Here is a 23,148-nt window from a genome sequence, read left to right on the forward strand (position 1 = left end):
AGGATCAACGCGAACCCCAGTTCCAGGCCGGACGGTCGAGCGCTCCCTGTCCGTCGACGACGGTGCCCGCGGCATCCGCTCGAAGCCGATGGGTCATGGCACCGGCCGACTCGAGTGCGTTCGCGAGAAGTTCGGCGTGGGTCACGACCACGACCTGCGACCGATCGGATGCCGCGACGATGAGTTCTGCGAGTGGGGCGATCAGATCGGGGTGCAGGCTCGATTCGGGCTCGTTGAGCACGATGAGCGGCGCGGGGTGAGCGGGCAGCAGCGCCGCGCACAGCAGGAGGTAGCGAAGCGTTCCATCCGACAGTTCTGACGTCTCGAGCGGACGAAGCAGGCCGGGCTGGTCCATGACGAGCCGCAGCCGCCCATCCTCCCCGGTCACCGTGACCCGCGAGCCGGGGAACGCCCGCTCGACTTCGCGGTCGAGCGATGCGCCGCGCCCGGCATCCTGGATCGTCGCCCACACCGCGGCGAGATCCGATCCATCGTGCGCGAGCGTCTGCGTGCGCGTGCCGATCTGCGACATCCGCACGGGTGCGCCCGGATCCGTGCGGAAGTTGTCGTAGAACCGCCAGCCCGACAGCACACGCCGGAGTCCGAGCAATTCCGGACCGGTGTCTCCCTCGGCGAGGTCGGTCAGGATCGTCTCGTAGGGCATCAGCGGCTGGTCGAGCGTGCGCCACGATCCGTCGCGCATCCGGGTCGCCGCGCGCGTCCGGTCGATGAGAAGGGTCGCGGGCTTCGCGAACGGACCCGCGAACACCTGTTCGCGCTTGAGCTCCGGGTCCCGGTCGAAGAGCGTCGGACCGACCACCTGCGGGAGTCCCAGGTCGACGAGGTAGCCGAGCTCGTCACTCGCGTAACCGAGCAGCAGCGCGCGCGGACCTTTGCGCACCGTTCCCTGGACGCGTGCTTCGCCGGTCGGCGACTCCGGGCCGGCCCACATGATCGAAGGCAGCCCGCCCTCCGCCGCCACACCCGCCACGATCGATCCGGACGCCGCTGTCGACAGCAGGCGCAGCGCGCGATATAGATTCGACTTGCCCGACCCGTTCGGTCCCGTCACGACCGTGAGTGGGCCCAGCGGAACGACGACGTCACGCAACGACCGATAGCCCGCGACGGCGACAGTGGTCAGCATCGCCCCATCCTGCCAGCGTGGGGGGCCACGTCATGGGTTGGCGACAGGACCTCGCTGTTCGGCCGACGGCGGAGGAGGATGCCGCGGCGAATCGTCGTCTGGTGGGATGGAGGCATGACCGACGTGCTGATCCTGGGCGGAACCGGCTGGCTGAGCGGACGCGTCGCGGCGCGCTGGCCGGCGGAAGGAGCGTCCGTCACGTGCCTCGCGCGCGGCGGACGGCCGGCGCCTCGCGGTGCACAGCTGGTGGTCGCCGATCGTTCGGCGCCCGATGCGTACGACGTCGTGGCGCGCAAGGACTGGGACGAGATCGTCGACATCTCGTCGATGCCCGAGCACGTCGCTGCTGCCGTGGCGGCGCTCGCCGGGCAGACCCGGCATTGGACCTACGTCTCATCGCTCTCGGTCTATGCGGGCGACGACGACGTGGGCGCCGACGAGACCGCCGACCTGCACGAGCCGGCCGTCCGCGGCGAGGAGTATGACTACGGTCGGGCGAAGTCGGCCGCGGAGGCGTCGGTGCGGGGCGCGCTCGGCGACCGCGCGGCGATCGTGCGGCCCGGGCTGATCGTCGGGCCCGGAGATCCCACCGACCGGTTCGGGTACTGGGTGGGGAGGTTCGCGCTCGCCGGCGCCGAGCCGGTGCTCGCGCCGACGCTCGACGGACTGAACGCCCAGGTGATCGACGTGGACGACCTCGCGGAGTTCATCGTCGCCCGCGGCTCGGAGCGGTGGCACGGAACGGCGAATGCGACCGGTGACACGATGCCGCTCGGGGCGCTGCTGGCGCTCGCCCGTGAGACCGCCGGACATACGGGCGATCTCCGCGAGGCCGACGACGACTGGCTCACCGCGCATGACGTCGCGCACTGGGCAGGGCCGAGGTCCTTGCCGCTGTGGCTGCCTCGCGACATGCCGGGCTTCGCGACCCGCTCCATCGCGGCCTACCGGACCGCCGGGGGACGCCTTCGCGACCTCCGCGAGACGCTGGAGCGCACACTCGCGGACGAGCGTGCGCGCGGCCTCGACCGCGAGCGGGTCTCGGGCCTGTCGCGCGCCGATGAGCTCGCGCTCCTCGCCGACCTGTGAACCCCGACCCCTCCGCCGAGAGCACATGATCTCGGCGAAGACGCACGCTGCTGACCCCCATCACCTGTGATGTCGCCGACTGCATGCGCACTCGCGGAAAGGAGGGGAGAAGCAGGGCCTCAGGCCGACATCGATTTGCGGATGCCGCGGCGCGGCCGCTATCGTCGGCCCATGCCCTCGACGACGCTCCCGCAGTTCACGCGGTTCCTGAGCCTGTCGAAGGGCGCACTGAGCGCCGTTCCCGTGCGCCGACCGCTGGGCGGACGCCGACTTCCGGCGACCCTGCGCACCTTCTGAGGAGGGCAGCCGCGGGCGTCGCCGCCTCCGGCTCATCAACCCAGACTCTAAGGTGGAACCCATGACATATTCGGTCGCCGTCTCCGGCGCATCCGGCTATGCGGGCGGCGAGATCCTTCGTATCCTCGCCGCACATCCCGACGTCGAGATCCGCACCGTCACCGCGCATTCGAACGCGGGACAGCCTCTCATCCAGCACCAGCCGCACCTCCGCTCGCTCGCGCACCTCACGCTTCAGGACACGACTCCCGAGGTCCTCGAGGGCCACGACATCGTGTTCCTGGCGCTGCCGCACGGCCAGTCCGGCCCGTTCACCGACGCGCTTCACGACACCCCCCTCGTCATCGACGCGGGCGCCGACCACCGCCTCGAATCCATCGCGGACTGGGACCGGTTCTACGGCGGCGACTTCCACGAGCCCTGGACGTACGGCGTGCCCGAGCTGCCGGTGGCGGGGGCCAGGCAGCGCGAGCGGCTGGTCTCGGCGACCCGGATCGCCGCGCCCGGGTGCAATGCCTCGACGGTGAGCCTGAGTCTCGCGCCGGGCGTTGCTGCGGGGGTCATCGATCCGTCCGACATCGTCACCGTCCTGGCCGTCGGCCCCTCCGGCGCGGGCAAGAGCCTGCGTCCGAACCTGCTCGCGAGCGAGATCCTCGGCAGCGCCAACCCGTATTCCGTCGGCGGCACGCACCGGCACATCCCCGAGATCCGGCAGGCGCTCGCTGCGGCACGCCCTTCGACGGGCTCAGGGATCCAGGTGGGCTCGGATGAGGGCATCCGGATCTCATTCACACCGATCATCGTGCCCATGGCCCGGGGGATACTGGCCACCTCGACCGCGCCCATCGCACCGGGCGCGACGGATGACGACATCCGCGGCGCCTGGGAGACGGCGTATGGCGACGAGACGTTCGTGCAGCTGCTGCCCGCGGGGGACTTCCCCCGCACCGCCGATGTGCTCGGAGCCAACACGGCGCTCCTCGGGCTCGCGATCGATCGCGCTGCGAATCGGGTCGTTGTCGTCGCCGCCGTCGACAACCTCGTGAAGGGCACCGCGGGCGCTGCCGTCCAGTCGATGAACATCGCGCTGGGCCTCCCAGAGGGCCAGGCGCTGACGGTGAACGGGGTGGCGCCGTGAGTGTGACCGCCGCGCAGGGGTTCGAGGCATCGGGAGTCGCCGTCGGCCTCAAGTCGACCGGCAAGCCCGATGTCGCTGTCGTCGTCAATCGCGGTCCCCTCAAGGTCGGTGCTGCAGTCTTCACGAGCAACCGCGCGAAGGCGAACCCCATCATCTGGTCGCAGCAGGCGGTGCAGGACGGCGTCGTCGAGGCGATCGTGCTGAACTCCGGCGGAGCGAACTGCTTCACCGGGTCGTTCGGCTTCCAGACCACGCATCAGACCGCCGAGAAGGCCGCCGCGCTGCTGGGCGTGAGCGCCGGCGACATCCTGATCTGCTCGACGGGTCTCATCGGCACCGGCGACGGGGTGTTCCGCGCCAAGGTGCTCGAGGGGGTCGAGCAGGGCATCGCCGCCCTCGCGACGGACGGCGGAGAAGCGGCATCCCTCGCCATCATGACGACCGACTCGAAGCCGAAGCGCTCCATCGTGACCACGGACGGCTGGACGATCGGCGGCATGGCCAAGGGTGCCGGGATGCTGGCACCCGGGCTGGCGACGATGCTCGTGGTGATCACGACCGACGCAATGCTCGACGCGGCAGCGGCGGACGAGCATCTGCGTCATGCGACCCGCGTGAGCTTCGACCGGCTCGACTCGGACGGATGCATGTCGACCAACGACCAGGTCACCCTCATGGCGAGCGGCGCGAGCGGCATCACCCCGACCCCCCAAGCATTCCGCGAGGCACTGACGGCGGTCTGCATCGATCTCTCCGAGCAGCTGCAGAGCGATGCCGAGGGCGCGAGCCACGACATCCGGATCGTCGTGGAGAATGCGGCATCCGAGCAGGATGCGGTCGAGGTCGGCCGCAGCGTCGCTCGCAACAACCTCTTCAAGGCCGCCATCTTCGGCAACGACCCCAACTGGGGGCGCGTGCTCGCGGCGATCGGCACGACGGACGCCGAGTTCGATCCGTACGACGTCGACGTCTGGATGAACGGCGTCCGCGTGTGCACGCAGGGCGGTCCAGATCGCCCGCGCGAGGATGTCGATCTCACGCCGCGTGCGACGCGGCTCGTGATCGACCTCAAAACGGGCACCGCGGGAGCGATCATCCTCACCAACGACCTGACGCACGACTACGTCCACGAGAACAGCGCGTACTCCTCATGACCGACGTCGACATCCAGGACACCGATCCCGGCGAGGCCAGCGCGAAGGCCGCCACCCTCATCGAGTCGCTGCCGTGGCTGCGCCGGTTCGGCGATCAGATCATCGTGATCAAGTACGGCGGCAACGCGATGGTGTCCGAAGAGCTGCAGGATGCGTTCGCCGCCGACATCGCCTACCTCCGGTACGTCGGGGTCAAACCCGTGGTCGTCCACGGCGGCGGACCTCAGATCTCGTCCATGCTCGATCGGCTCTCGATTCCGAGCGAGTTCAAGGGCGGGTACCGCGTGACGAGCACCGAGGCGATCAGCGTGGTGCGGATGGTGCTGACGGGCCAGATCAACCCCCAGCTCGTGGGGAAGATCAACGAGCACGGCCCGCGCGCCACCGGGCTCAGCGGTGAGGACGCGGGTCTGTTCGGCGGTCGTCGCCGCGGCGTCGTCGTCGACGGCGTCGAGCACGACCTCGGCCGCGTCGGCGACGTCGTGACGGTCGATCCGCAGCCGGTGCTCGATCACCTCGCAGCGGGCCGGATCCCCGTGGTCTCGAGCATCGCGCCCGACCTCGACCACCCCGGACACTCACTGAACGTGAATGCGGATGCGGCGGCATCCGCGCTCGCCGTGGCGCTCGGTGCCGCGAAACTCGTCGTGCTCACCGACGTGGCGGGGCTTTACGCCGACTGGCCGGATCGCGAGTCGCTCGTGTCGCATCTGACCTCCACCGAACTGCGCGCGATGCTGCCGCAGCTCGAGTCGGGCATGATCCCGAAGATGCGGGCGTGCCTCGAGGCCGTCGAAGGCGGTGTGGAGACCGCCGCGATCATCGACGGACGAGTGCCGCACTCGGTGCTCGCGGAGATCTTCACCAGCAAGGGAATCGGAACAGAGGTGGTGCTCGGATGACATGGCAGGATGACGCCGGACGCGACCTCGTCCGCAGCTTCGGTGACCGGATGGCGCTGTTCGTCCGCGGCGAGGGGGCCTATCTGTGGGATGCCGACGACAGGCGATACCTCGATTTCCTCGCCGGGATCGCGGTGAACTCGCTCGGCCACGCCCACCCGGCGTTCGTCGAGGCGATCGCGGGGCAGGCGGCGACACTCGCGCACGTCTCGAACTACTTCGCCACGCTGCCGCAGCTCGAGCTCGCGGGGCGTCTCAAGCGCCTCTCCGGCACCGGTGACTCGGGGCGCGTCTACTTCGGCAACTCCGGCGCCGAGGCGAACGAGGCGGCGTTCAAGCTCGCCCGCCTCCACGGCGGAACCGAGCGGCCGCGAATCCTGGCGCTCACGGACGCCTTCCACGGCCGCACCATGGGCACCTTGGCGCTCACCGGCAAGCCGCACATGCAGGAGCCGTTCCTGCCGATGACCCCGGGCGTGGAGTTCATCGACTCCACGATCGAGGCACTCGAAGCGGCGCTCGACGAGCGCGTCTCGGCTCTGTTCGTCGAGCCGATCAAGGGCGAGGCGGGCGTGATCGACCTGCCCGACGGCTATCTGCGAGCAGCGCGCGAGCTGACCGAGCGACACGGTGTGCTGCTGATCCTCGACGAGATCCAGACCGGCGCCGGCCGCACGGGCGAATGGTTCGCGTTCCAGCACGCCGGCATCACCCCTGATGCGATCACGGTCGCCAAGGGCATCGGCGGTGGCTTCCCGATCGGGGCCCTCATCACTTTCGGCGCCGCGAGCGACCTGTTCTACCCGGGGACGCACGGCTCGACGTTCGGCGGCAACGCCCTCGGCACGGCCGTGTCGAGTGCCGTGCTCGCCGAGATCGAACGGGAAGACCTCGTCCGCAACGCCGCCGAGCGGGGCGAGCAGCTGCGTGCGGCGATCGCTGCGATCGACACGACTCTGATCGACGGATGCCGCGGTCAGGGCCTTCTCATCGGCATCGGGTTGCGGCATCCGCTCGCGAAGGCCGTCGTCGCCGCGGCGCAGGAGCACGGCCTCATCATCAACGCGCCGAACGAACAGACGATCCGGCTGGTCCCGGCGCTCAACATCGGAGACGTCGAGATCGACGAGTTCATCTCACTGTTCACGGCGGCGCTGCACACTGTCGAGCACGCGTTGCTGCTCGATGCCACGCCCACCGAGGACGTGCCCGCGGGCGCCGTCCTGAGCGACCGAAGGGAGTCGGAGTGACCCGCCATCTGCTGCGCGACGACGATCTGACCTTGGCCGAACAGACCGAGATCATCGACCTCGCGATCGAGCTGAAGAAGGACCGCTGGAAGCTCAAGCCCCTCGAAGGCCCTCAGACGGTCGCGGTGATCTTCGACAAGTCATCCACCCGCACGCGCGTCTCGTTCGCGGTCGGCATCGCCGACCTCGGCGGGTCGCCGTTGATCATCTCCACCGCGAACAGTCAGCTCGGCGGCAAGGAGACACCCGCCGACACGGCGCGGGTGCTCGAGCGCCAGGTCGCCGCGATCGTCTGGCGGACCTACGCGCAGGCGGGCATCGAGGAAATGGCTGCCGGCACCCGGGTTCCCGTGATCAACGCCTTGAGCGACGACTTCCATCCGTGTCAGCTGCTGGCGGATCTCTTGACGATCCGCGAGCACAAGGGCGAGCTCGCCGGGCTCACGCTGGCGTTCTTCGGCGACGGGATGTCGAACATGGCCCACTCCTACGTGCTGGCGTGCGTCACGGCGGGCATGCACGTGCGGGTCGCGTCACCCGAGGTGTACGCGCCACGCGAAGACGTGATCGCGGATGCCGATCGCCGGGCCGCCGAAACCGGAGGCTCGGTCACCCTCTACACCGACGCGAACGAGGCGGCGGCAGGGGCCGACGTGATCGTGACCGACACGTGGGTGTCGATGGGCAAGGAGGAGGAGAAGCTCGCACGGCTGCGCGACCTCGGTGCCTACAAGGTGACGCAGGAGCTGATGTTCCTCGCCAAGCCCGAGGCGATCTTCATCCACTGCCTTCCCGCGGATCGCGGTTACGAGGTCGAGGCCGAGGTGATCGACGGTCCGCAGAGTGTCGTGTGGGACGAGGCCGAGAACCGCCTCCACGCACAGAAGGCGCTGCTGGTGTGGCTGCTCCGGCAGGAGTAGGCCGAGCTCGATGGCAGGCTCCCGGTCGTTGAGCGAGCGACGTGAGACGAAACGCTCGCACCTGGCCGAACGCTGGGAGCGGCTGAACGGTCCGCACCGCATCGGCGGAGTCGACCTCGCACGCGGGCTCGCGGTGCTCGGGATGTTCGCGGCCCACCTGCTGTGGATCGAGCCTCTCGATTTCGCCGACTCCTCGACGTGGGTCGACATCGTCAACGGGCGCTCCTCCATCCTCTTCGCAACGCTCGCCGGAGTTTCCATCGGCATCGTGACCGGAGGCAGAACGCCGCTGACCGGTCACCGGCTCGAGGTCGTGCGGCTGCGTCTGGTCGTGAGAGCGGGTCTGTTGTGGCTCATCGGCCTCCTGCTGATATGGAGTCGGGTGCCGGTCTACGTGATCCTGCCCGCCTACGCGATCCTGTTCCTGCTCGCCCTTCCGTTCATCGTCTTCGGGGCGCGAGCCCTTCTCCTCCTCGCCGGAACCCTGGCCGTGGTGATGCCCGTCATTCAGGTGGCACTCGATTCGCTGCCGCTCTGGTCGACGCCGGCGGGGAGCGATCTGTCGACGCTGCTCGGCTGGCACTACCCGTTCACGGTGTGGATCGCGTTCGTCCTCGCGGGACTGGGCGTCGCGCGGGCCGGCATCCTGCGCGCACGCGTCCAACTGTGGATGCTGGGAGCCGGCGCCCTGCTGGCGGTGATCGGCTACGGGTTGGATGCCGTAACCGGCGCCGGCGACGCGGCCGAGGCGATCTCGTATTGGGGCGCGGTCTGGACCTCTCGCGCGCACTCGAGCGGCGTTCTCGAGGTGATCGGAACGGGAGGCTTCGCGCTCGCCGTGATCGGTGCCTGCCTCCTGCTCTGCCGGACCGTTCTGACGTGGGTCGTGCTGCCCCTTCGCGCTGTGGGGGCGATGCCGCTCACCGCGTACGTGGCGCAGCTGGTCGTCTGGGCGATCGTCGCGACCGCCGTGCTCGGCGATGCCGGCGACCTTCGCGGCTTCCGCGATCTGGAACCGTTCTGGCCCCTCGCACTCTGGACGATCGCTGCGTGCACGGCGTGGGCGCTCCTCGTCGGACGCGGCCCGCTCGAATGGGTCGTCGACCGGCTCGCACGGCTCATGGCGCCCGGTCGCGTCGGTAGGGTTGAGCGGTGAGCCCAGGCAAGTCGGATGCAACCAACGAAGGCGCCCTCTGGGGCGCCCGCTTCGCTTCCGGGCCATCGCCCGAACTGGCCGCGCTGAGCCGCTCCACGCATTTCGACTGGGCGCTCGCGCTCTACGACATCGCGGGATCCCACGCCCACGCGAAGGCGCTCGCCGCCGCGGGCTACCTCACGGCCGACGAAGAGCGCACGATGCACGCCGGTCTCGACGAGCTCGCGATCGGCATCACGGAAGGCACGCTGCTGCCCGACCCGACGGATGAGGACGTCCACGGCGCGCTCGAGCAGGCGCTGATCCGCATCGTGGGCCCGGGCGTCGGGGGCAAGCTGCGCGCGGGCCGCAGTCGCAACGACCAGATCGCGACCCTGGTGCGGATGTACCTGCTCGATCACTCGCGCACGGTCGCGCGCGACATCCTGCGTCTCATCGACGCGATCGTTGCGCAGGCCGAGGCGCACCCCGCCGCGATCATGCCCGGACGAACCCACCTTCAGCACGCCCAGCCGATCCTGCTCGCGCACCATCTTCAGGCGCACGGCTGGCCCCTCGTGCGTGACCTCGAGCGGCTCCGTGACTGGTCGGCCCGCGCGGCGGTCTCGCCGTACGGCGGGGGAGCGCTCGCGGGCTCGACGCTGGGCCTCGATCCCCAGCTGATCGCCGACGAGCTCGGTCTCGATCGTCCGGCCGAGAATTCGCTCGATGGCACGTCCGCGCGCGATGTCGTCGCCGAGTTCGCCTACATCGCGGCGCAGATCGGGATCGATCTTTCGCGGTTCGCCGAGGACGTCATCCTGTGGAACACGCGAGAGTTCGCGTTCGTCACTCTCGACGACGGGTATTCGACGGGGTCGAGCATCATGCCCCAGAAGAAGAACCCCGATATCGCCGAGCTCGCGCGCGGAAAGGCCGGTCGCCTGGTCGGCAACCTGACGGGCCTGCTCACGACCCTCAAGGGGCTGCCGATCGCGTACAACCGAGACCTCCAGGAAGACAAGGAGCCGGTCTTCGACTCGGTCGCGACCCTCGAAGTCCTGCTGCCGGCGTTCGCGGGGATGGTCGCGACCATGCGTTTCGACACCGCGCGGATGGCCGAGCTCGCACCGCAGGGCTTCTCGCTCGCGACGGACGTCGCCGACTGGCTCGTCAGGGTCGGCATCCCGTTCCGCGACGCGCACGAGATCTCCGGGCAGCTCGTGCGGCTCTGCGAATCGAAGGGGATCGAGCTCGGCGAGGTCACCGACGACATGCTCGCGTCGGTGTCGCCTCACCTGACTCCCGACGTGCGCGAGGTCCTCACGATCGAGGGCTCGGTGGCCAGCCGCGACGGCGTCGGAGGCACCGCGCCCATCCGAGTCGCCGAACAGCGTGCCGAGCTCGTGGCACGCTCGCAGGCCGTCGCCCACGCACTGGGGCTCTAGGCCGGCAGGTCCGACCGGCCGGCGCGAATCACCAGATCGCCAGCCGGACGAGTCCCCCCACGATGCACGCCCATAACAAGCTCGCGAGCGTGCCGATGATGAAGCGCTCGCGTGCTTCTGGCGCGGCGAGTTCCGAGAACCGACCGATGCCCTTGATGGCCACGACGATCGCTATCGCCTCGGGATAGCCGGCGACGATCGCGATCGCGACGCCCAACCGTTCGAGGTAGCCGATCGTGGTGCCGCCGCGCAGCACTTCACGGGGCGGCGCGTCGACCGCGGCCGGCTCGCCGCCCGTCTGCGCCCGCAGCATGATTCCGCCGTTGGCACCGTCTGTCACGCGGCCGTGCGTCGCGATGGTCAGCACTCGGCGGGTGACCGGATTGCCCCCGAGAACGGCGAGCGCGATGCCCATCATCGCGATCACGAGACCGACGATCACCGGGACGTTCACCGGCGTGACGACGACCACCAGAAGGCACAGCACCACGAGTCCGCCGGCAATGAAGAGCGGCAGGTCCGTGGGCTTGCGCAGATTCACGATGATGAGCGTCAATGCCGCACCCAGAGCGAGGAACAGGAAGATCGACAGGATGGCTGCGAGCAGCACGTCGGGGATCACCATTTCGTCAGTCTCGCACGCACCACCGACGAACGCTGGGTGCCTACGCCGCGCCGTCCCCATCGCCATCGCCGTCGGGCTTGTCCGCACCGGCCAGCACTCGACCGAGCGCGGGGAGCGCCCCCTCCTCGGCCCTCAGGCCCGCCGCCTTCGCCCGTAGGCTCACGGCGCCCTCGGTGATGCCCAGTCGCTTCGCGGCGTCGCGCTGGCTCATCCCGTCGGCGAGCAGGTCGTACACCTCCCAGCCTTCGGCAGTGCGACGGTCGCGCAGTTCCACCATCAGGCGAACCAGGGCCTCGGCGTCCGTCGCCGCTTCGTCGCTCCCAGTGACGGCGAGTCGGGTGGGGGTGCGCTTCGCACGCTCGACCGCGTCGCGCGCATATACGAACGCCTCCCCCCGCCCGGCCCGGACGCTGGCGGGGAGAGGCGCCTCGACGGCCCCGATCCCCACGCCGACGCTCCAGGTGCCGAGCCGGGTCAGATGCAGGACGATGGCGAGCACGGCGTCGGCATCCCGATCCGCGACCTGCAGTTCGTCGCCGGCAGTGCGTTCCGGTGTGGATGTCGCACGGATGCCGGCCAGCCGGACGACGTCGTCGATGGCCTTGGGCACGAGATCGTCGCCTGAGCGACTGTCGCGCTGATCCGCGGTGATCACGAACATGACGCCTTCCTTTAGCTCTGAAACAAACTATCACACTTGTTTAGTCTGTCAAATAAAGTGTGTCAAGCTGTGAAGCTAAATGGTGACCGAATCAAGCTTGTGAGCTTGTATCAGTACCCGTGCTCCGCGAGAAGAACGTGCACGCGGATGCGGCGACCGCCGTCGCCGGCCCGGCCGAGGCATCCCGCGCCCGCTGATAATCTGGCTCGCGTGCCTGGCCCCCCCGTGACTTCGACCACCCCCGCCAATGACCCGACGTTCGAGAGCATCTGGGACGAGATCGTCTGGCGAGGACTGGTTCACGTGTCCACCGACCAGGAGACGCTGCGCGACCTGCTCGCCGGTGATCCGATCACGTACTACTGCGGCTTCGACCCCACCGCACCGAGCCTGCACCTGGGCAACCTCGTTCAGCTGCTGACGATGCGACGCATCCAGCTCGCCGGGCACAAGCCGCTGGGTCTCGTCGGCGGATCGACGGGACTGGTCGGCGACCCGCGCCCCTCGGCCGAGCGCACGCTCAACACCAAGGAGACCGTCGCCGAGTGGGTCGGGTACCTCCGCTCGCAGATCGAGCGGTTCCTGAGCTTCGACGGCGAGAATGCCGCCCGCATGGTCAACAACCTGGACTGGACCGCGCCGATGAGCGCGATCGACTTCCTCCGCGACATCGGCAAGCACTACCGCGTGGGAACGATGCTGAAGAAGGATGCCGTCAGCGCGCGACTCAATTCCGACGAGGGCATCAGCTACACCGAGTTCAGCTACCAGATCCTGCAGGGGCTGGACTACCGCGAGCTGTTCCTGCAATACGGCTGCGTGCTGCAGACCGGCGGCAGCGACCAGTGGGGCAACCTCACGAGCGGCGTCGACCTCATCCACAAGGCCGAGGGAGCGAGCGTCCACGCGATCGGCACGCCGCTCATCACCAACAGCGACGGCCGCAAGTTCGGCAAGAGCGAGGGGAACGCGATCTGGCTGGATCCGCAGTTGACGAGTCCCTACGCGATGTACCAGTTCTGGCTCAACACCGATGACGCGGACGTCGTCGATCGGCTCAAGGTCTTCACGTTCCTGACCCGAGCGCAGATCGACGAGGTGGCGGCCGCGCACACGGCCGAGCCGTTCCGCCGGATCGGGCAGAAGCGGGTCGCCCTCGAGGTCACGTCGCTTGTTCACGGGACGGATGCCGCCGCCGCGGCGATCGCGGCATCCGATGCCCTCTTCGGCCAGGGTGACCTGACCACTCTCGACGCCGACACCCTTGCCGCCGCACTGTGGGAACTTCCGCACGCCGAGCTGCCCACCGGAACCACGGTCGTCCATGCGCTCGTCGAGACCGGCCTCGTGGCGAGCCTCGGCGAAGCACGTCGCGCGATCGCGCAGGGCGGGGTGTCTCTCGACGGCGCGAAAGTCGCGGACGAGACCGCCCTCGTCACGGGCGCGCTGCCCGGCGGGGTGTCCGTCCTGCGCCGCGGCAAGAAGACGCTCGCGGGCGTGTTCGTCATTCGATAGCGTGCCCTTCACACCGAGCCACGCGGTCATCGCTCTGCCGTTCGTCCGCACGCCGCTCGTGCCGGCCGCCGTCGCGGTCGGCGCCATGGCGCCGGATCTGCCCCTGTTCGTGCGCGCGGGCGGGCTCGACTACGCGAAGACCCACGACCTCGCGTGGCTTCCGGCGACGATCCTCCTCGCTCTCGCGCTCCTACTGGTGTGGCGGTGCCTCCTCCGACCCGCTGTGCGGGAACTGTCGCCGGAGTGGCTCGCATCGCGATTCCCACGGGCCTGGGACCGGGGGAGTGCGCGCGCGCTCCTTGACACGTTCGGCATCGCGGCGGAGCGCCGTCCCGGTAGGCCCCGGCGCTGGCACGCGTCGTGGCTGGGGATCGCGCTGCTGCTGCTCTCGCTGGCGATCGGCGTAGTCAGCCACATCGTGTGGGACCTCTTCACGCACGAAGGGCGGTGGGGTGCCGAGGTCGTCCCGGCGCTGAACGACCGCTGGGGACCGCTCACCGGCTACAAGTGGCTGCAGCACGGCTCCAGCGTGATCGGGCTCGTGATCCTGGCCGTGTGGGCGACGATCTGGCTGGTGAAACGGGATGCCGCTGCCGCCGTCATCCGAGTGCTGCCGCGATGGGTGCGCTGGGCCTGGTGGATCTCGCTGCCGGTGATCCTCGCCGCCGCATGGCTGAACGGTCTCGCCGCGTATGGGCCGCTCGACAGCGACTTCACGATCGCTCACCTCGGCTACCGCGTGCTGCCACCCGCGTGCGCGCTGTGGGGCGTCATCACGCTCGCGTTGTGCGTCGTCGTGCAGGTCGTGCGCAGCATGCGCGAACGCCCGCCTCGGGCCAGCCGGGAAGTCTGAGCGCCTTCGCGGCTCGGCGCGCCCGGAGTTCCTTCGCGATCACCCGCGCGGCCGCCCGCGCGTCGAGCCCGATCTGGAGCAGCTGGCCTTTCAGCGGAATCGTGAGGCGACTGGGTGCCGGTGGTCAGGGCCGGGAACCTTCCCGGTCGGTGATGTCCATGCTCCCCGTGCCCGGATGCGGCCCGTCGTACGCATCCGGATGCCAGCCGAGCGTCGTCCACGCCTGCACGCGCACCCGCTCGACGGGATCGTCGACGAGGCGATCGATGATGCCGTCGGGATCGTCCAGTCCGTGACGCCTGACCACCTTCAGGCTCATCTCGCGGACGCGCCACGAGACGTCCGACAGCGCATCGAGCACCACGGCGGGGTGTGACGGCGGGCCGACGTGCAACAGGCCACGGGCTCCCCATACCCGGCCCCAGTAGTCCGCCCACCCGATCGTCCCGCCGAGCCACGCGATGTCGGGCCAGGCCGGGTCATCGGCATCGGCGCGCCCCGCAAGCAGCTCCTCGCACCAGAGCACGATGGTCTCACGACCGAAGAGCTCGGAAGCCTGGGCTGCGAGATCTTTGGGCAGGGCGTTGTGAGACGCAGGATGCCGGGGGTCTCCCATAGCCGGGACCTTACGCCGCACCGTCCGCCGGCGCCAGACGCGCCGTCGACGGAATCCGCGTGATTCCGCGGGCCTGGACCCCGACACGCCCGGGCTGCAGCCTCGATTTGCCCAACCCCCGGATCCCGCGTAACTTATTACTTGTTCGCCCCACAGGGAAGCGGAGAGGCCGAGAGCCTCACCCCCCTCAAGCGGAGAACCACCCCCTTCTGAACAGCACTCCATTGAGAGTGCCGGCCCCCGGGTCTAGGATGGGGAATCCACCTCGTGGACCGCGGTCATCGGCTGCACACCGAGAGTTCGAACTCACGGCGCGCCGATTTGACAGACGGAACGAGACGGATAAGATAGAGAAGTTGCCCTGCGACGACGGCCGAGAGGTCAGAACGCAGGAGCATCCGATCCTTGAGAACTCAACAGTGTGCACTTGTCAAATGCCAAAAAACCTCGCGGTCAGCTTGTCTGGCCGATGAGATTCTTTTGAGATTAAACGAGATGTCAGCAATGACATCCGATCGTCAGATCAAACTCGCTCGGGCCGACCCATTCCGGTCTGCTCGCAGCAAAATTCTTTTACGGAGAGTTTGATCCTGGCTCAGGATGAACGCTGGCGGCGTGCTTAACACATGCAAGTCGAACGGTGAAAGAGAGCTTGCTCTCTGGATCAGTGGCGAACGGGTGAGTAACACGTGAGCAATCTGCCCCTGACTCTGGGATAAGCGCTGGAAACGGCGTCTAATACCGGATACGAGCTGCGAAGGCATCTTCAGCAGCTGGAAAGAACTTCGGTCAGGGATGAGCTCGCGGCCTATCAGCTAGTTGGTGAGGTAATGGCTCACCAAGGCGTCGACGGGTAGCCGGCCTGAGAGGGTGACCGGCCACACTGGGACTGAGACACGGCCCAGACTCCTACGGGAGGCAGCAGTGGGGAATATTGCACAATGGGCGCAAGCCTGATGCAGCAACGCCGCGTGAGGGACGACGGCCTTCGGGTTGTAAACCTCTTTTAGCAGGGAAGAAGCGAAAGTGACGGTACCTGCAGAAAAAGCACCGGCTAACTACGTGCCAGCAGCCGCGGTAATACGTAGGGTGCAAGCGTTATCCGGAATTATTGGGCGTAAAGAGCTCGTAGGCGGTTTGTCGCGTCTGCTGTGAAAACCCGAGGCTCAACCTCGGGCCTGCAGTGGGTACGGGCAGACTAGAGTGCGGTAGGGGAGATTGGAATTCCTGGTGTAGCGGTGGAATGCGCAGATATCAGGAGGAACACCGATGGCGAAGGCAGATCTCTGGGCCGTAACTGACGCTGAGGAGCGAAAGGGTGGGGAGCAAACAGGCTTAGATACCCTGGTAGTCCACCCCGTAAACGTTGGGAACTAGTTGTGGGGTCCATTCCACGGATTCCGTGACGCAGCTAACGCATTAAGTTCCCCGCCTGGGGAGTACGGCCGCAAGGCTAAAACTCAAAGGAATTGACGGGGACCCGCACAAGCGGCGGAGCATGCGGATTAATTCGATGCAACGCGAAGAACCTTACCAAGGCTTGACATATACGAGAACGCTGCAGAAATGTAGAACTCTTTGGACACTCGTAAACAGGTGGTGCATGGTTGTCGTCAGCTCGTGTCGTGAGATGTTGGGTTAAGTCCCGCAACGAGCGCAACCCTCGTTCTATGTTGCCAGCACGTAATGGTGGGAACTCATGGGATACTGCCGGGGTCAACTCGGAGGAAGGTGGGGATGACGTCAAATCATCATGCCCCTTATGTCTTGGGCTTCACGCATGCTACAATGGCCGGTACAAAGGGCTGCAATACCGTAAGGTGGAGCGAATCCCAAAAAGCCGGTCCCAGTTCGGATTGAGGTCTGCAACTCGACCTCATGAAGTCGGAGTCGCTAGTAATCGCAGATCAGCAACGCTGCGGTGAATACGTTCCCGGGTCTTGTACACACCGCCCGTCAAGTCATGAAAGTCGGTAACACCTGAAGCCGGTGGCCCAACCCTTGTGGAGGGAGCCGTCGAAGGTGGGATCGGTAATTAGGACTAAGTCGTAACAAGGTAGCCGTACCGGAAGGTGCGGCTGGATCACCTCCTTTCTAAGGAGCATTTGGAGCACTTCGGTGCTTCCAGAGCCAGACTCGAGACACACGTTCTCGACTGGTCAGCTCATGGGTGGAACATTTGACAAGGTGCGGGGGCAGCGATCCCTCATCCAGTACGCCGCTTGCGGCCGGAACGATGGGAGTTCGAACGCCTCGCACTGCACACTGTTGGGTCCTGAGGGACCGGATGCCTTGGCCTTAGGGTCGGAGCAGACGAAACTCAGGACCTTTTCTGATGCCGGCGAAGCCGGCAGCGGGGAGGGTACCGCCCGTACTTTGAGAACTACACAGTGGACGCGAGCATCTTTTGAGCTGATCTTCGATCAGCTCATATTGATGATCTTAAAGATCATTAGTCAATTTCGAGTTGGACTTCGGTCCAAACCGATTCTTTGATAAAACTCATGTGATTTCAAGTCTTTAAGAGCAAACGGTGGATGCCTTGGCATCTGGAGCCGAAGAAGGACGTAGCAATCTGCGATAAGCCTCGGGGAGTGGATAAGCACACCTTGATCCGAGGATTTCCGAATGGGGAAACCCCGCTGGGCGGCATGCCGACCCAGTGACTCCCGCCTGAATATATAGGGCGGGTAGAGGGAACGTGGGGAAGTGAAACATCTCAGTACCCACAGGAAGAGAAAGCAACCGCGATTCCGTTAGTAGTGGCGAGCGAAACCGGAACAGGCTAAACCGAGTACGTGTGATATCCGGCAGGAGTTGCGTATTCGGGGTTGTGGGACTTTTCAGGCTGCTCTGCCGAGCAGCCGGCGTTACAAGAAGGTATAGACGAACGGCATTGAAAGGCCGGTCATAGAGGGTGCCAACCCCGTAGTCGAAATGCCTCCCTTGACGCGAAGAGTATCCCAAGTAGCACGGGGCCCGAGAAATCCCGTGTGAATCTGTCAGGACCACCTGATAAGCCTAAATACTCCCAGATGACCGATAGCGGACAAGTACCGTGAGGGAAAGGTGAAAAGTACCCCGGGAGGGGAGTGAAATAGTACCTGAAACCGTTTGCTTACAAACCGTTGGAGCCTCCTTAGTAGGGGTGACAGCGTGCCTTTTGAAGAATGAGCCTGCGAGTTAGCGATATGTGGCGAGGTTAACCCGAGTGGGGTAGCCGTAGCGAAAGCGAGTCTGAATAGGGCGATTCAGTCGCATGTCCTAGACCCGAAGCGAAGTGATCTATCCATGGCCAGGTTGAAGCGACGGTAAGACGTCGTGGAGGACCGAACCCACTTAGGTTGAAAACTGAGGGGATGAGCTGTGGATAGGGGTGAAAGGCCAATCAAACTTCGTGATAGCTGGTTCTCTCCGAAATGCATTTAGGTGCAGCGTTGCGTGTTTCTTGCCGGAGGTAGAGCTACTGGATGGCCGATGGGGCCCAAAAGCTTACTGACGTCAGCCAAACTCCGAATGCCGGTAAGTGAGAGCGCAGCAGTGAGACTGTGGGGGATAAGCTTCATAGTCGAGAGGGAAACAACCCAGACCACCAACTAAGGTCCCTAAGCGCGTGCTAAGTGGGAAAGGATGTGGAGTTGCTTAGACAACCAGGAGGTTGGCTTAGAAGCAGCCACCCTTGAAAGAGTGCGTAATAGCTCACTGGTCAAGTGATTCCGCGCCGACAATGTAACGGGGCTCAAGCACGCCACCGAAGTTGTGGCATTGATATTATTGGTAGGCCTTCGTGGTCCAGCCGTATTGATGGGTAGGAGAGCGTCGTGTGGCCAGCGAAGCGGCGGTGTGAACCAGCCGTGGAGGCCACACGAGTGAGAATGCAGGCATGAGTAGCGAAAGACGTGTGAGAAACACGTCCTCCGAAAGACCAAGGGTTCCAGGGTCAAGCTAATCTTCCCTGGGTAAGTCGGGACCTAAGGCGAGGCCGACAGGCGTAGTCGATGGACAACGGGTTGATATTCCCGTACCGGCGAAGAACCGCCCAAACCAATCCAGTAATGCTAAGTGTCTGAATCCCAGTGACCGATCCCTTCGGGGTGACGCGCTGGGCCTAGCACACGACCCTATGCTGAGGCGGTTAGCGTATTAACAGGTGTGACGCAGGAAGGTAGCCCAAGCCAGGCGATGGTTGTCCTGGTGCAAGTGCGTAGGCCGAGTGATAGGCAAATCCGTCACTCATACAGGCTGAGACACGATGCGGATAAAAAGTGGGTGATCCTATGCTGCCAAGAAAAGCATCGACGCGAGGTTCAAGCCGCCCGTACCCCAAACCGACTCAGGTGGTCAGGTAGAGAATACCAAGGAGATCGAGAGAATCGTGGTTAAGGAACTCGGCAAAATGCCCCCGTAACTTCGGGAGAAGGGGGGCCTTCGACGTATTAGGACTTGCTCCGAAAGCGTTTGGAGGCCGCAGAGACTAGTGGGTAGCGACTGTTTACTAAAAACACAGGTCCGTGCCAAGTCGCAAGACGATGTATACGGACTGACGCCTGCCCGGTGCTGGAAGGTTAAGAGGACCGGTTAGCCGCAAGGCGAAGCTGAGAATTTAAGCCCCAGTAAACGGCGGTGGTAACTATAACCATCCTAAGGTAGCGAAATTCCTTGTCGGGTAAGTTCCGACCTGCACGAATGGCGTAACGACTTCCCAACTGTCTCAACCGCGAACTCGGCGAAATTGCATTACGAGTAAAGATGCTCGTTACGCGCAGCAGGACGGAAAGACCCCGTGACCTTTACTATAGTTTGGTATTGGTGTTCGGTGTGGCTTGTGTAGGATAGGTGGGAGACTTTGAAGCATGGACGCTAGTTCGTGTGGAGTCATTGTTGAAATACCACTCTGGTCACTCTGGATATCTAACTTAGAACCGTAATCCGGTTCAGGGACAGTGCCTGATGGGTAGTTTAACTGGGGCGGTTGCCTCCCAAAAAGTAACGGAGGCGCCCAAAGGTTCCCTCAACCTGGTTGGCAATCAGGTGGCGAGTGTAAGTGCACAAGGGAGCTTGACTGTGAGACTGACAGGTCGAGCAGGGACGAAAGTCGGGACTAGTGATCCGGCAGTGGCTTGTGGAAGCGCTGTCGCTCAACGGATAAAAGGTACCTCGGGGATAACAGGCTGATCTTGCCCAAGAGTCCATATCGACGGCATGGTTTGGCACCTCGATGTCGGCTCGTCGCATCCTGGGGCTGGAGTAGGTCCCAAGGGTTGGGCTGTTCGCCCATTAAAGCGGTACGCGAGCTGGGTTTAGAACGTCGTGAGACAGTTCGGTCCCTATCCGCTGCGCGCGCAGGAAGTTTGAGAGGATCTGACCCTAGTACGAGAGGACCGGGTTGGACGAACCTCTGGTGTGTCAGTTGTTCCGCCAGGAGCACCGCTGATTAGCTACGTTCGGGATGGATAACCGCTGAAAGCATCTAAGCGGGAAGCCGGCCTCAAGATGAGACTTCCATGCCTTCGGGCGAGAGGCTCCCAGCCAGATTACTGGGTTGATAGGCCAGATGTGGAAGCGTGGCAACACGTGCAGCTGACTGGTACTAATAAGCCGATGACTTGATAACACACCGTTTTTTGGTGCTTGCGTCCACTGAGTGGTTCTCGATGTACGGTCGAGAACCGCATGACAATGACTTTTGTTGTGCAGACTGAAACATCAATAGTGTTTCGGCGGCCATAGCGTGAGGGAAACGCCCGGTTACATTCCGAACCCGGAAGCTAAGCCTCACAGCGCCGATGGTACTGCAGGGGGGACCCTGTGGGAGAGTAGGACACCGCCGGACTTCTTTCGTGAAATGGCCACCCAAAGCTGGGTGGCCATTTCTCGTTAACGGCCATGATTGTCCCGAAGCCGGGCACCCGGAAGGATCGAGAGATGGCAGACCAAGAGTCGCGTGACGACCGGACCGACCGAGAGTCGCGTCCGCGCAGCGATCAGCGTCCCCCTCGATCATCCGGTGCCGCCAAGAAGCCGCACGAGAAGCAGGGCGGGGATCGCAAGTCGTATCCGCCCCGGACCGGCGATCGCAAGCCCTACCCCAAGCGCGAGGGCGACAAGCCCCGCAACGGGGAGCGGAAGTCGTATCCGCCTCGTGATGGCGAGCGCAAGAGCTACCCCCCGCGCGACGACCACAAGCCCTCCGTGAAGCGCGATGGTGAACGGCAGCCGTATGCTGCGCGCGACGGTGAGCGGAAGTCGTACGCAGCACGAGACGGCAAGAAGCCGTACCCCCCTCGTGATGGCGAACGGAAGTCCTACCCCCCTCGCGACGGCGAGAAGAGGCCCTACGCTGCTCGCGACGGGCATAAGCCCTACGCCAAGCATGATGGCGAACGGAAGTCGTACCCGCCCCGTGATGGCGAGCGCAAGCCGTATGCAGCACGAGACGGCAAGAAGCCTTACGCCGCTCGCGACGGGGACCGCAAGTCCTACCCGCCTCGCGACGGGGACCGCAAGTCCTACCCGCCTCGCGACGGGGGTCGTGGTGCGGAGCGTCCGGCACGAGGCGGAGCGGATCGTCCCGACCACGGTCAGCGACCCGAAGAGAACCGTCCCGTTCGTGCTCACCACGACGATCCGTTCCTTCCTGACGAGATCACTCCCGCCGATCTGAACCAGAGCGCGCGCAACGAGCTCAAGACCTTGAGCAAAGAGAACGCCGAATGGGTGGCGCGCCACCTTGCGATGGCGTCGAAGCTCATCGAGATCGACCCCGAGCTCGCGCACCAGCACGCGATGTCGGCATCGCGCCGCGCCGGCCGCATCGCGATCGTGCGTGAGACCCTTGCGATCACGGCCTATGCGACGGGCGATTTCGCGCTCGCGCTGCGGGAACTGCGCACCTACCGTCGCATCTCCGGGCGAGACGATCAGATCGCGCTGATGGTCGACAGCGAGCGCGGCGTCGGTCGGCCGGATCGCGCACTCGAGGTCGGGCGCGCGGTGGACCGCACGGATCTGCCGACCGTTGCCCGGGTGGAACTCGCGATCGCCATGTCGGGCGCTCGGCTGGATCTTCGGCAGCCCGATCGTGCGCTTCTCGAGCTCGACATTCCCGAACTCGACCCCGATACCGCTTTCGAATGGAGCCCGGCGCTCTTCGCCGCGCGCGCGACGGTGCTCGAGGAACTGGGTCGCGAGGCCGAGGCAGAGGAGTGGCACCGGCGCGCCGAGGTCGCAGCCGACGCTCTCGACGCGGCCAGCGGTGCCGGTGACCTCGAGACGATCATGATCGAAGAGGTCGAAGAACAGTACCTCGCGGACGCGGCCGAGCCGCAGGACGATTGATGGCATTGTTCGGCCGGCGACGTGAGTCGGCGCCGCTGGACGGCGTCGACGTACTCCTCGCCGACCTGGATGGAGTCGTCTACGCGGGTGCCGGTCCGCTGCCGTATGCGGTCGAGAGCCTCAACCAGGCCCGCACCGGCCGCACCCTCGCGTACATCACCAACAACGCGTCGCGGACGGACGCCTCGGTTGCCACGCATCTCAGCGAGCTCGGGCTCGCGACCGCTCCTGACGAGGTCGTCACCAGTCCTCAGGCCGCCATGCGCCTTCTCGTCGAGAAGATCCCGCCGGGCGCGACCGTACTCGTCGTCGGCGGCGACGGGCTGGTCAGCGAGGTGGCAAAGGCGGGCTTCGTCGTGACGCGCAGCGCCGATGACCTTCCGGCCGCGGTCGTGCAGGGATTCGCCCCCGAAGTGGGGTGGCTCCAGCTCGCAGAGGCCGCGTACGCTCTGAAGGTTCCGGAGAAAGAGGGCGGCATCCCCTGGATCGCAACAAACACCGACTGGACGATCCCGCAGGCGCGCGGCATCGCGCCGGGCAACGGCACCCTCGTCTCCGCTGTCCACACGGCGATCGGTCGTCTCGCGACGGTTGCAGGCAAGCCCGAGGTGCCGATCTTCGAAGAGGCAGTCGCACGGTTCGGGGCGCGGCATCCGCTGTTCCTCGGTGATCGCCTCGACACCGACATCCTGGGCGCGAATCGCGCGGGGATCCCGTCGGCACTCGTGCTCACCGGGATCGACCGACCCAAGCATGTTCTCGCGGCGCCCCCCGGGTCGCAGCCGACGTTCATCCTCGGCGATCTGCGCGAGCTGCATGAGCCATATCCCGAGGTGCGCCTCCACGACGCAGCTGCGAGCGTTCGTGGTGCCACCGTGCGGATCGACGGCCCAGACGTGCAGATCATCGCAACCGGAGATCGACCGATCGATCTGCTGCGCGCCGGTGCGGCGGCGATCTGGTCCACCGGCCGTGCGATCTTCGGATTCCGGGTGCCCGCAGAGCTCTACGCGGATCCGTTCCATCGCCCCTAGTCCATTCCGTGCTGCGGGCCTTCAGC

At 65.7% G+C, this 23,148-nt stretch carries 17 protein-coding genes and 3 rRNA genes; 16 read left to right on the plus strand and 4 right to left on the minus strand.

What is annotated here, in order from left to right; all coding sequences use genetic code 11:
• Positions 1 to 4: 4 nt before the first annotated feature.
• Positions 5 to 1,147: an AAA family ATPase gene (locus tag ABD188_RS10700; protein WP_344061702.1), complete on the minus strand. Its 1,143-nt coding sequence runs from the start codon at positions 1,145 to 1,147 to the stop codon at positions 5 to 7.
• A gap of 114 nt (positions 1,148 to 1,261) precedes the next feature.
• On the opposite strand from ABD188_RS10700, the gene ABD188_RS10705 reads away from it, so the two are divergent.
• The 9 genes from ABD188_RS10705 (at position 1,262) to argH (ending at position 10,480) form a co-directional block, all read left to right on the plus strand.
• Positions 1,262 to 2,236, plus strand: a complete 975-nt coding sequence (locus ABD188_RS10705) for an NAD-dependent epimerase/dehydratase family protein (protein WP_344061705.1) — start codon at positions 1,262 to 1,264, stop codon at positions 2,234 to 2,236.
• 171 nt (positions 2,237 to 2,407) lie between these two features.
• Positions 2,408 to 2,533 carry a hypothetical protein gene (locus ABD188_RS10710; RefSeq protein ID WP_344061708.1) on the plus strand — a complete coding sequence of 42 codons (126 nt, stop codon included), beginning with the start codon at positions 2,408 to 2,410 and terminating at the stop codon, positions 2,531 to 2,533.
• Positions 2,534 to 2,594: 61 nt separating this feature from the next.
• Positions 2,595 to 3,671: an N-acetyl-gamma-glutamyl-phosphate reductase gene (gene argC, locus ABD188_RS10715; RefSeq protein ID WP_344061711.1), complete on the plus strand. Its 1,077-nt coding sequence runs from the start codon at positions 2,595 to 2,597 to the stop codon at positions 3,669 to 3,671.
• Positions 3,668 to 4,825, plus strand: a complete 1,158-nt coding sequence (gene argJ / locus ABD188_RS10720) for a bifunctional glutamate N-acetyltransferase/amino-acid acetyltransferase ArgJ (protein WP_344061713.1) — start codon at positions 3,668 to 3,670, stop codon at positions 4,823 to 4,825. The genes argC and argJ overlap by 4 nt, the downstream gene beginning before the upstream one ends.
• Positions 4,822 to 5,727 (plus strand): acetylglutamate kinase, encoded by a 906-nt coding sequence (argB, locus tag ABD188_RS10725; protein ID WP_344061716.1) that lies wholly within the window; start codon positions 4,822 to 4,824, stop codon positions 5,725 to 5,727. The genes argJ and argB overlap by 4 nt, the downstream gene beginning before the upstream one ends.
• On the plus strand, positions 5,724 to 6,977 hold the full coding sequence (locus ABD188_RS10730) for an acetylornithine transaminase (RefSeq protein WP_344061719.1): 1,254 nt from the start codon (positions 5,724 to 5,726) through the stop codon (positions 6,975 to 6,977). The genes argB and ABD188_RS10730 overlap by 4 nt, the downstream gene beginning before the upstream one ends.
• Positions 6,974 to 7,897, plus strand: coding sequence for an ornithine carbamoyltransferase (gene argF, locus ABD188_RS10735; RefSeq protein WP_344061722.1), 924 nt, complete (start codon positions 6,974 to 6,976; stop codon positions 7,895 to 7,897). Before ABD188_RS10730 ends, argF begins: the two co-directional genes overlap by 4 nt.
• A 28-nt stretch (positions 7,898 to 7,925) precedes the next feature.
• Positions 7,926 to 9,053 carry a DUF418 domain-containing protein gene (locus ABD188_RS10740; RefSeq protein ID WP_344061725.1) on the plus strand — a complete coding sequence of 376 codons (1,128 nt, stop codon included), beginning with the start codon at positions 7,926 to 7,928 and terminating at the stop codon, positions 9,051 to 9,053.
• A complete protein-coding gene (gene argH / locus ABD188_RS10745) occupies positions 9,050 to 10,480 on the plus strand; it encodes an argininosuccinate lyase (RefSeq protein WP_344061728.1) in 1,431 nt (476 codons plus the stop codon). The genes ABD188_RS10740 and argH overlap by 4 nt, the downstream gene beginning before the upstream one ends.
• Before the next feature lie 28 nt (positions 10,481 to 10,508).
• Here the strand turns inward: argH and ABD188_RS10750 are convergent, their stop codons facing one another.
• Positions 10,509 to 11,105, minus strand: a complete 597-nt coding sequence (locus ABD188_RS10750) for a hypothetical protein (RefSeq protein ID WP_344061730.1) — start codon at positions 11,103 to 11,105, stop codon at positions 10,509 to 10,511.
• Positions 11,106 to 11,145: 40 nt separating this feature from the next.
• Positions 11,146 to 11,766: a DNA-binding protein gene (locus tag ABD188_RS10755; RefSeq protein WP_344061733.1), complete on the minus strand. Its 621-nt coding sequence runs from the start codon at positions 11,764 to 11,766 to the stop codon at positions 11,146 to 11,148.
• A gap of 210 nt (positions 11,767 to 11,976) precedes the next feature.
• Here ABD188_RS10755 and tyrS point away from each other — a divergent pair, with 210 nt between their 5' ends.
• Together tyrS and ABD188_RS10765 are read left to right on the plus strand one after the other, a co-directional pair.
• On the plus strand, positions 11,977 to 13,281 hold the full coding sequence (tyrS, locus tag ABD188_RS10760; RefSeq protein ID WP_344061736.1) for a tyrosine--tRNA ligase: 1,305 nt from the start codon (positions 11,977 to 11,979) through the stop codon (positions 13,279 to 13,281).
• Position 13,282: 1 nt separating this feature from the next.
• On the plus strand, positions 13,283 to 14,134 hold the full coding sequence (locus tag ABD188_RS10765; protein WP_344061739.1) for a DUF4184 family protein: 852 nt from the start codon (positions 13,283 to 13,285) through the stop codon (positions 14,132 to 14,134).
• Between the two features lie 124 nt (positions 14,135 to 14,258).
• Here the strand turns inward: ABD188_RS10765 and ABD188_RS10770 are convergent, their stop codons facing one another.
• Positions 14,259 to 14,750: a HEAT repeat domain-containing protein gene (locus ABD188_RS10770; RefSeq protein WP_344061742.1), complete on the minus strand. Its 492-nt coding sequence runs from the start codon at positions 14,748 to 14,750 to the stop codon at positions 14,259 to 14,261.
• 572 nt (positions 14,751 to 15,322) lie between these two features.
• Between ABD188_RS10770 and ABD188_RS10775 the strand changes: the two genes are divergently transcribed.
• The 5 genes from ABD188_RS10775 (at position 15,323) to ABD188_RS10795 (ending at position 23,122) form a co-directional block, all read left to right on the plus strand.
• Positions 15,323 to 16,844: ribosomal RNA gene (locus tag ABD188_RS10775) — 16S ribosomal RNA — on the plus strand.
• A 416-nt stretch (positions 16,845 to 17,260) separates the two neighbouring features.
• Positions 17,261 to 20,364 (plus strand): 23S ribosomal RNA (locus ABD188_RS10780).
• A 102-nt stretch (positions 20,365 to 20,466) separates the two neighbouring features.
• Positions 20,467 to 20,583 (plus strand): 5S ribosomal RNA (gene rrf, locus ABD188_RS10785).
• Together the 16S, 23S and 5S rRNA genes form the textbook arrangement of a ribosomal RNA operon.
• A gap of 92 nt (positions 20,584 to 20,675) precedes the next feature.
• Positions 20,676 to 22,088, plus strand: a complete 1,413-nt coding sequence (locus ABD188_RS10790) for a primosomal protein (protein ID WP_344061745.1) — start codon at positions 20,676 to 20,678, stop codon at positions 22,086 to 22,088.
• Positions 22,088 to 23,122: an HAD-IIA family hydrolase gene (locus tag ABD188_RS10795; RefSeq protein WP_344061748.1), complete on the plus strand. Its 1,035-nt coding sequence runs from the start codon at positions 22,088 to 22,090 to the stop codon at positions 23,120 to 23,122. Before ABD188_RS10790 ends, ABD188_RS10795 begins: the two co-directional genes overlap by 1 nt.
• Positions 23,123 to 23,148 lie beyond the last annotated feature (26 nt).

The sequence above is a fragment of the Microbacterium pumilum genome (assembly GCF_039530225.1).
In the GTDB taxonomy this organism is placed as follows: Bacteria; Actinomycetota; Actinomycetes; order Actinomycetales; family Microbacteriaceae; genus Microbacterium; species Microbacterium pumilum.

Coding starts and splice junctions, on each gene's coding strand:
- ABD188_RS10700 (WP_344061702.1), bottom strand. CDS start 1,147: ATGCTGACCACTGTCGCCGTCGCGGGCTATCGGTCGTTGCGTGACGTC.
- ABD188_RS10705 (WP_344061705.1), top strand. CDS start 1,262: ATGACCGACGTGCTGATCCTGGGCGGAACCGGCTGGCTGAGCGGACGC.
- ABD188_RS10710 (WP_344061708.1), top strand. CDS start 2,408: ATGCCCTCGACGACGCTCCCGCAGTTCACGCGGTTCCTGAGCCTGTCG.
- argC (WP_344061711.1), top strand. CDS start 2,595: ATGACATATTCGGTCGCCGTCTCCGGCGCATCCGGCTATGCGGGCGGC.
- argB (WP_344061716.1), top strand. CDS start 4,822: ATGACCGACGTCGACATCCAGGACACCGATCCCGGCGAGGCCAGCGCG.
- ABD188_RS10730 (WP_344061719.1), top strand. CDS start 5,724: ATGACATGGCAGGATGACGCCGGACGCGACCTCGTCCGCAGCTTCGGT.
- ABD188_RS10750 (WP_344061730.1), bottom strand. CDS start 11,105: ATGGTGATCCCCGACGTGCTGCTCGCAGCCATCCTGTCGATCTTCCTG.
- ABD188_RS10755 (WP_344061733.1), bottom strand. CDS start 11,766: ATGTTCGTGATCACCGCGGATCAGCGCGACAGTCGCTCAGGCGACGAT.
- ABD188_RS10770 (WP_344061742.1), bottom strand. CDS start 14,750: ATGGGAGACCCCCGGCATCCTGCGTCTCACAACGCCCTGCCCAAAGAT.
- ABD188_RS10790 (WP_344061745.1), top strand. CDS start 20,676: ATGGCAGACCAAGAGTCGCGTGACGACCGGACCGACCGAGAGTCGCGT.
- ABD188_RS10795 (WP_344061748.1), top strand. CDS start 22,088: ATGGCATTGTTCGGCCGGCGACGTGAGTCGGCGCCGCTGGACGGCGTC.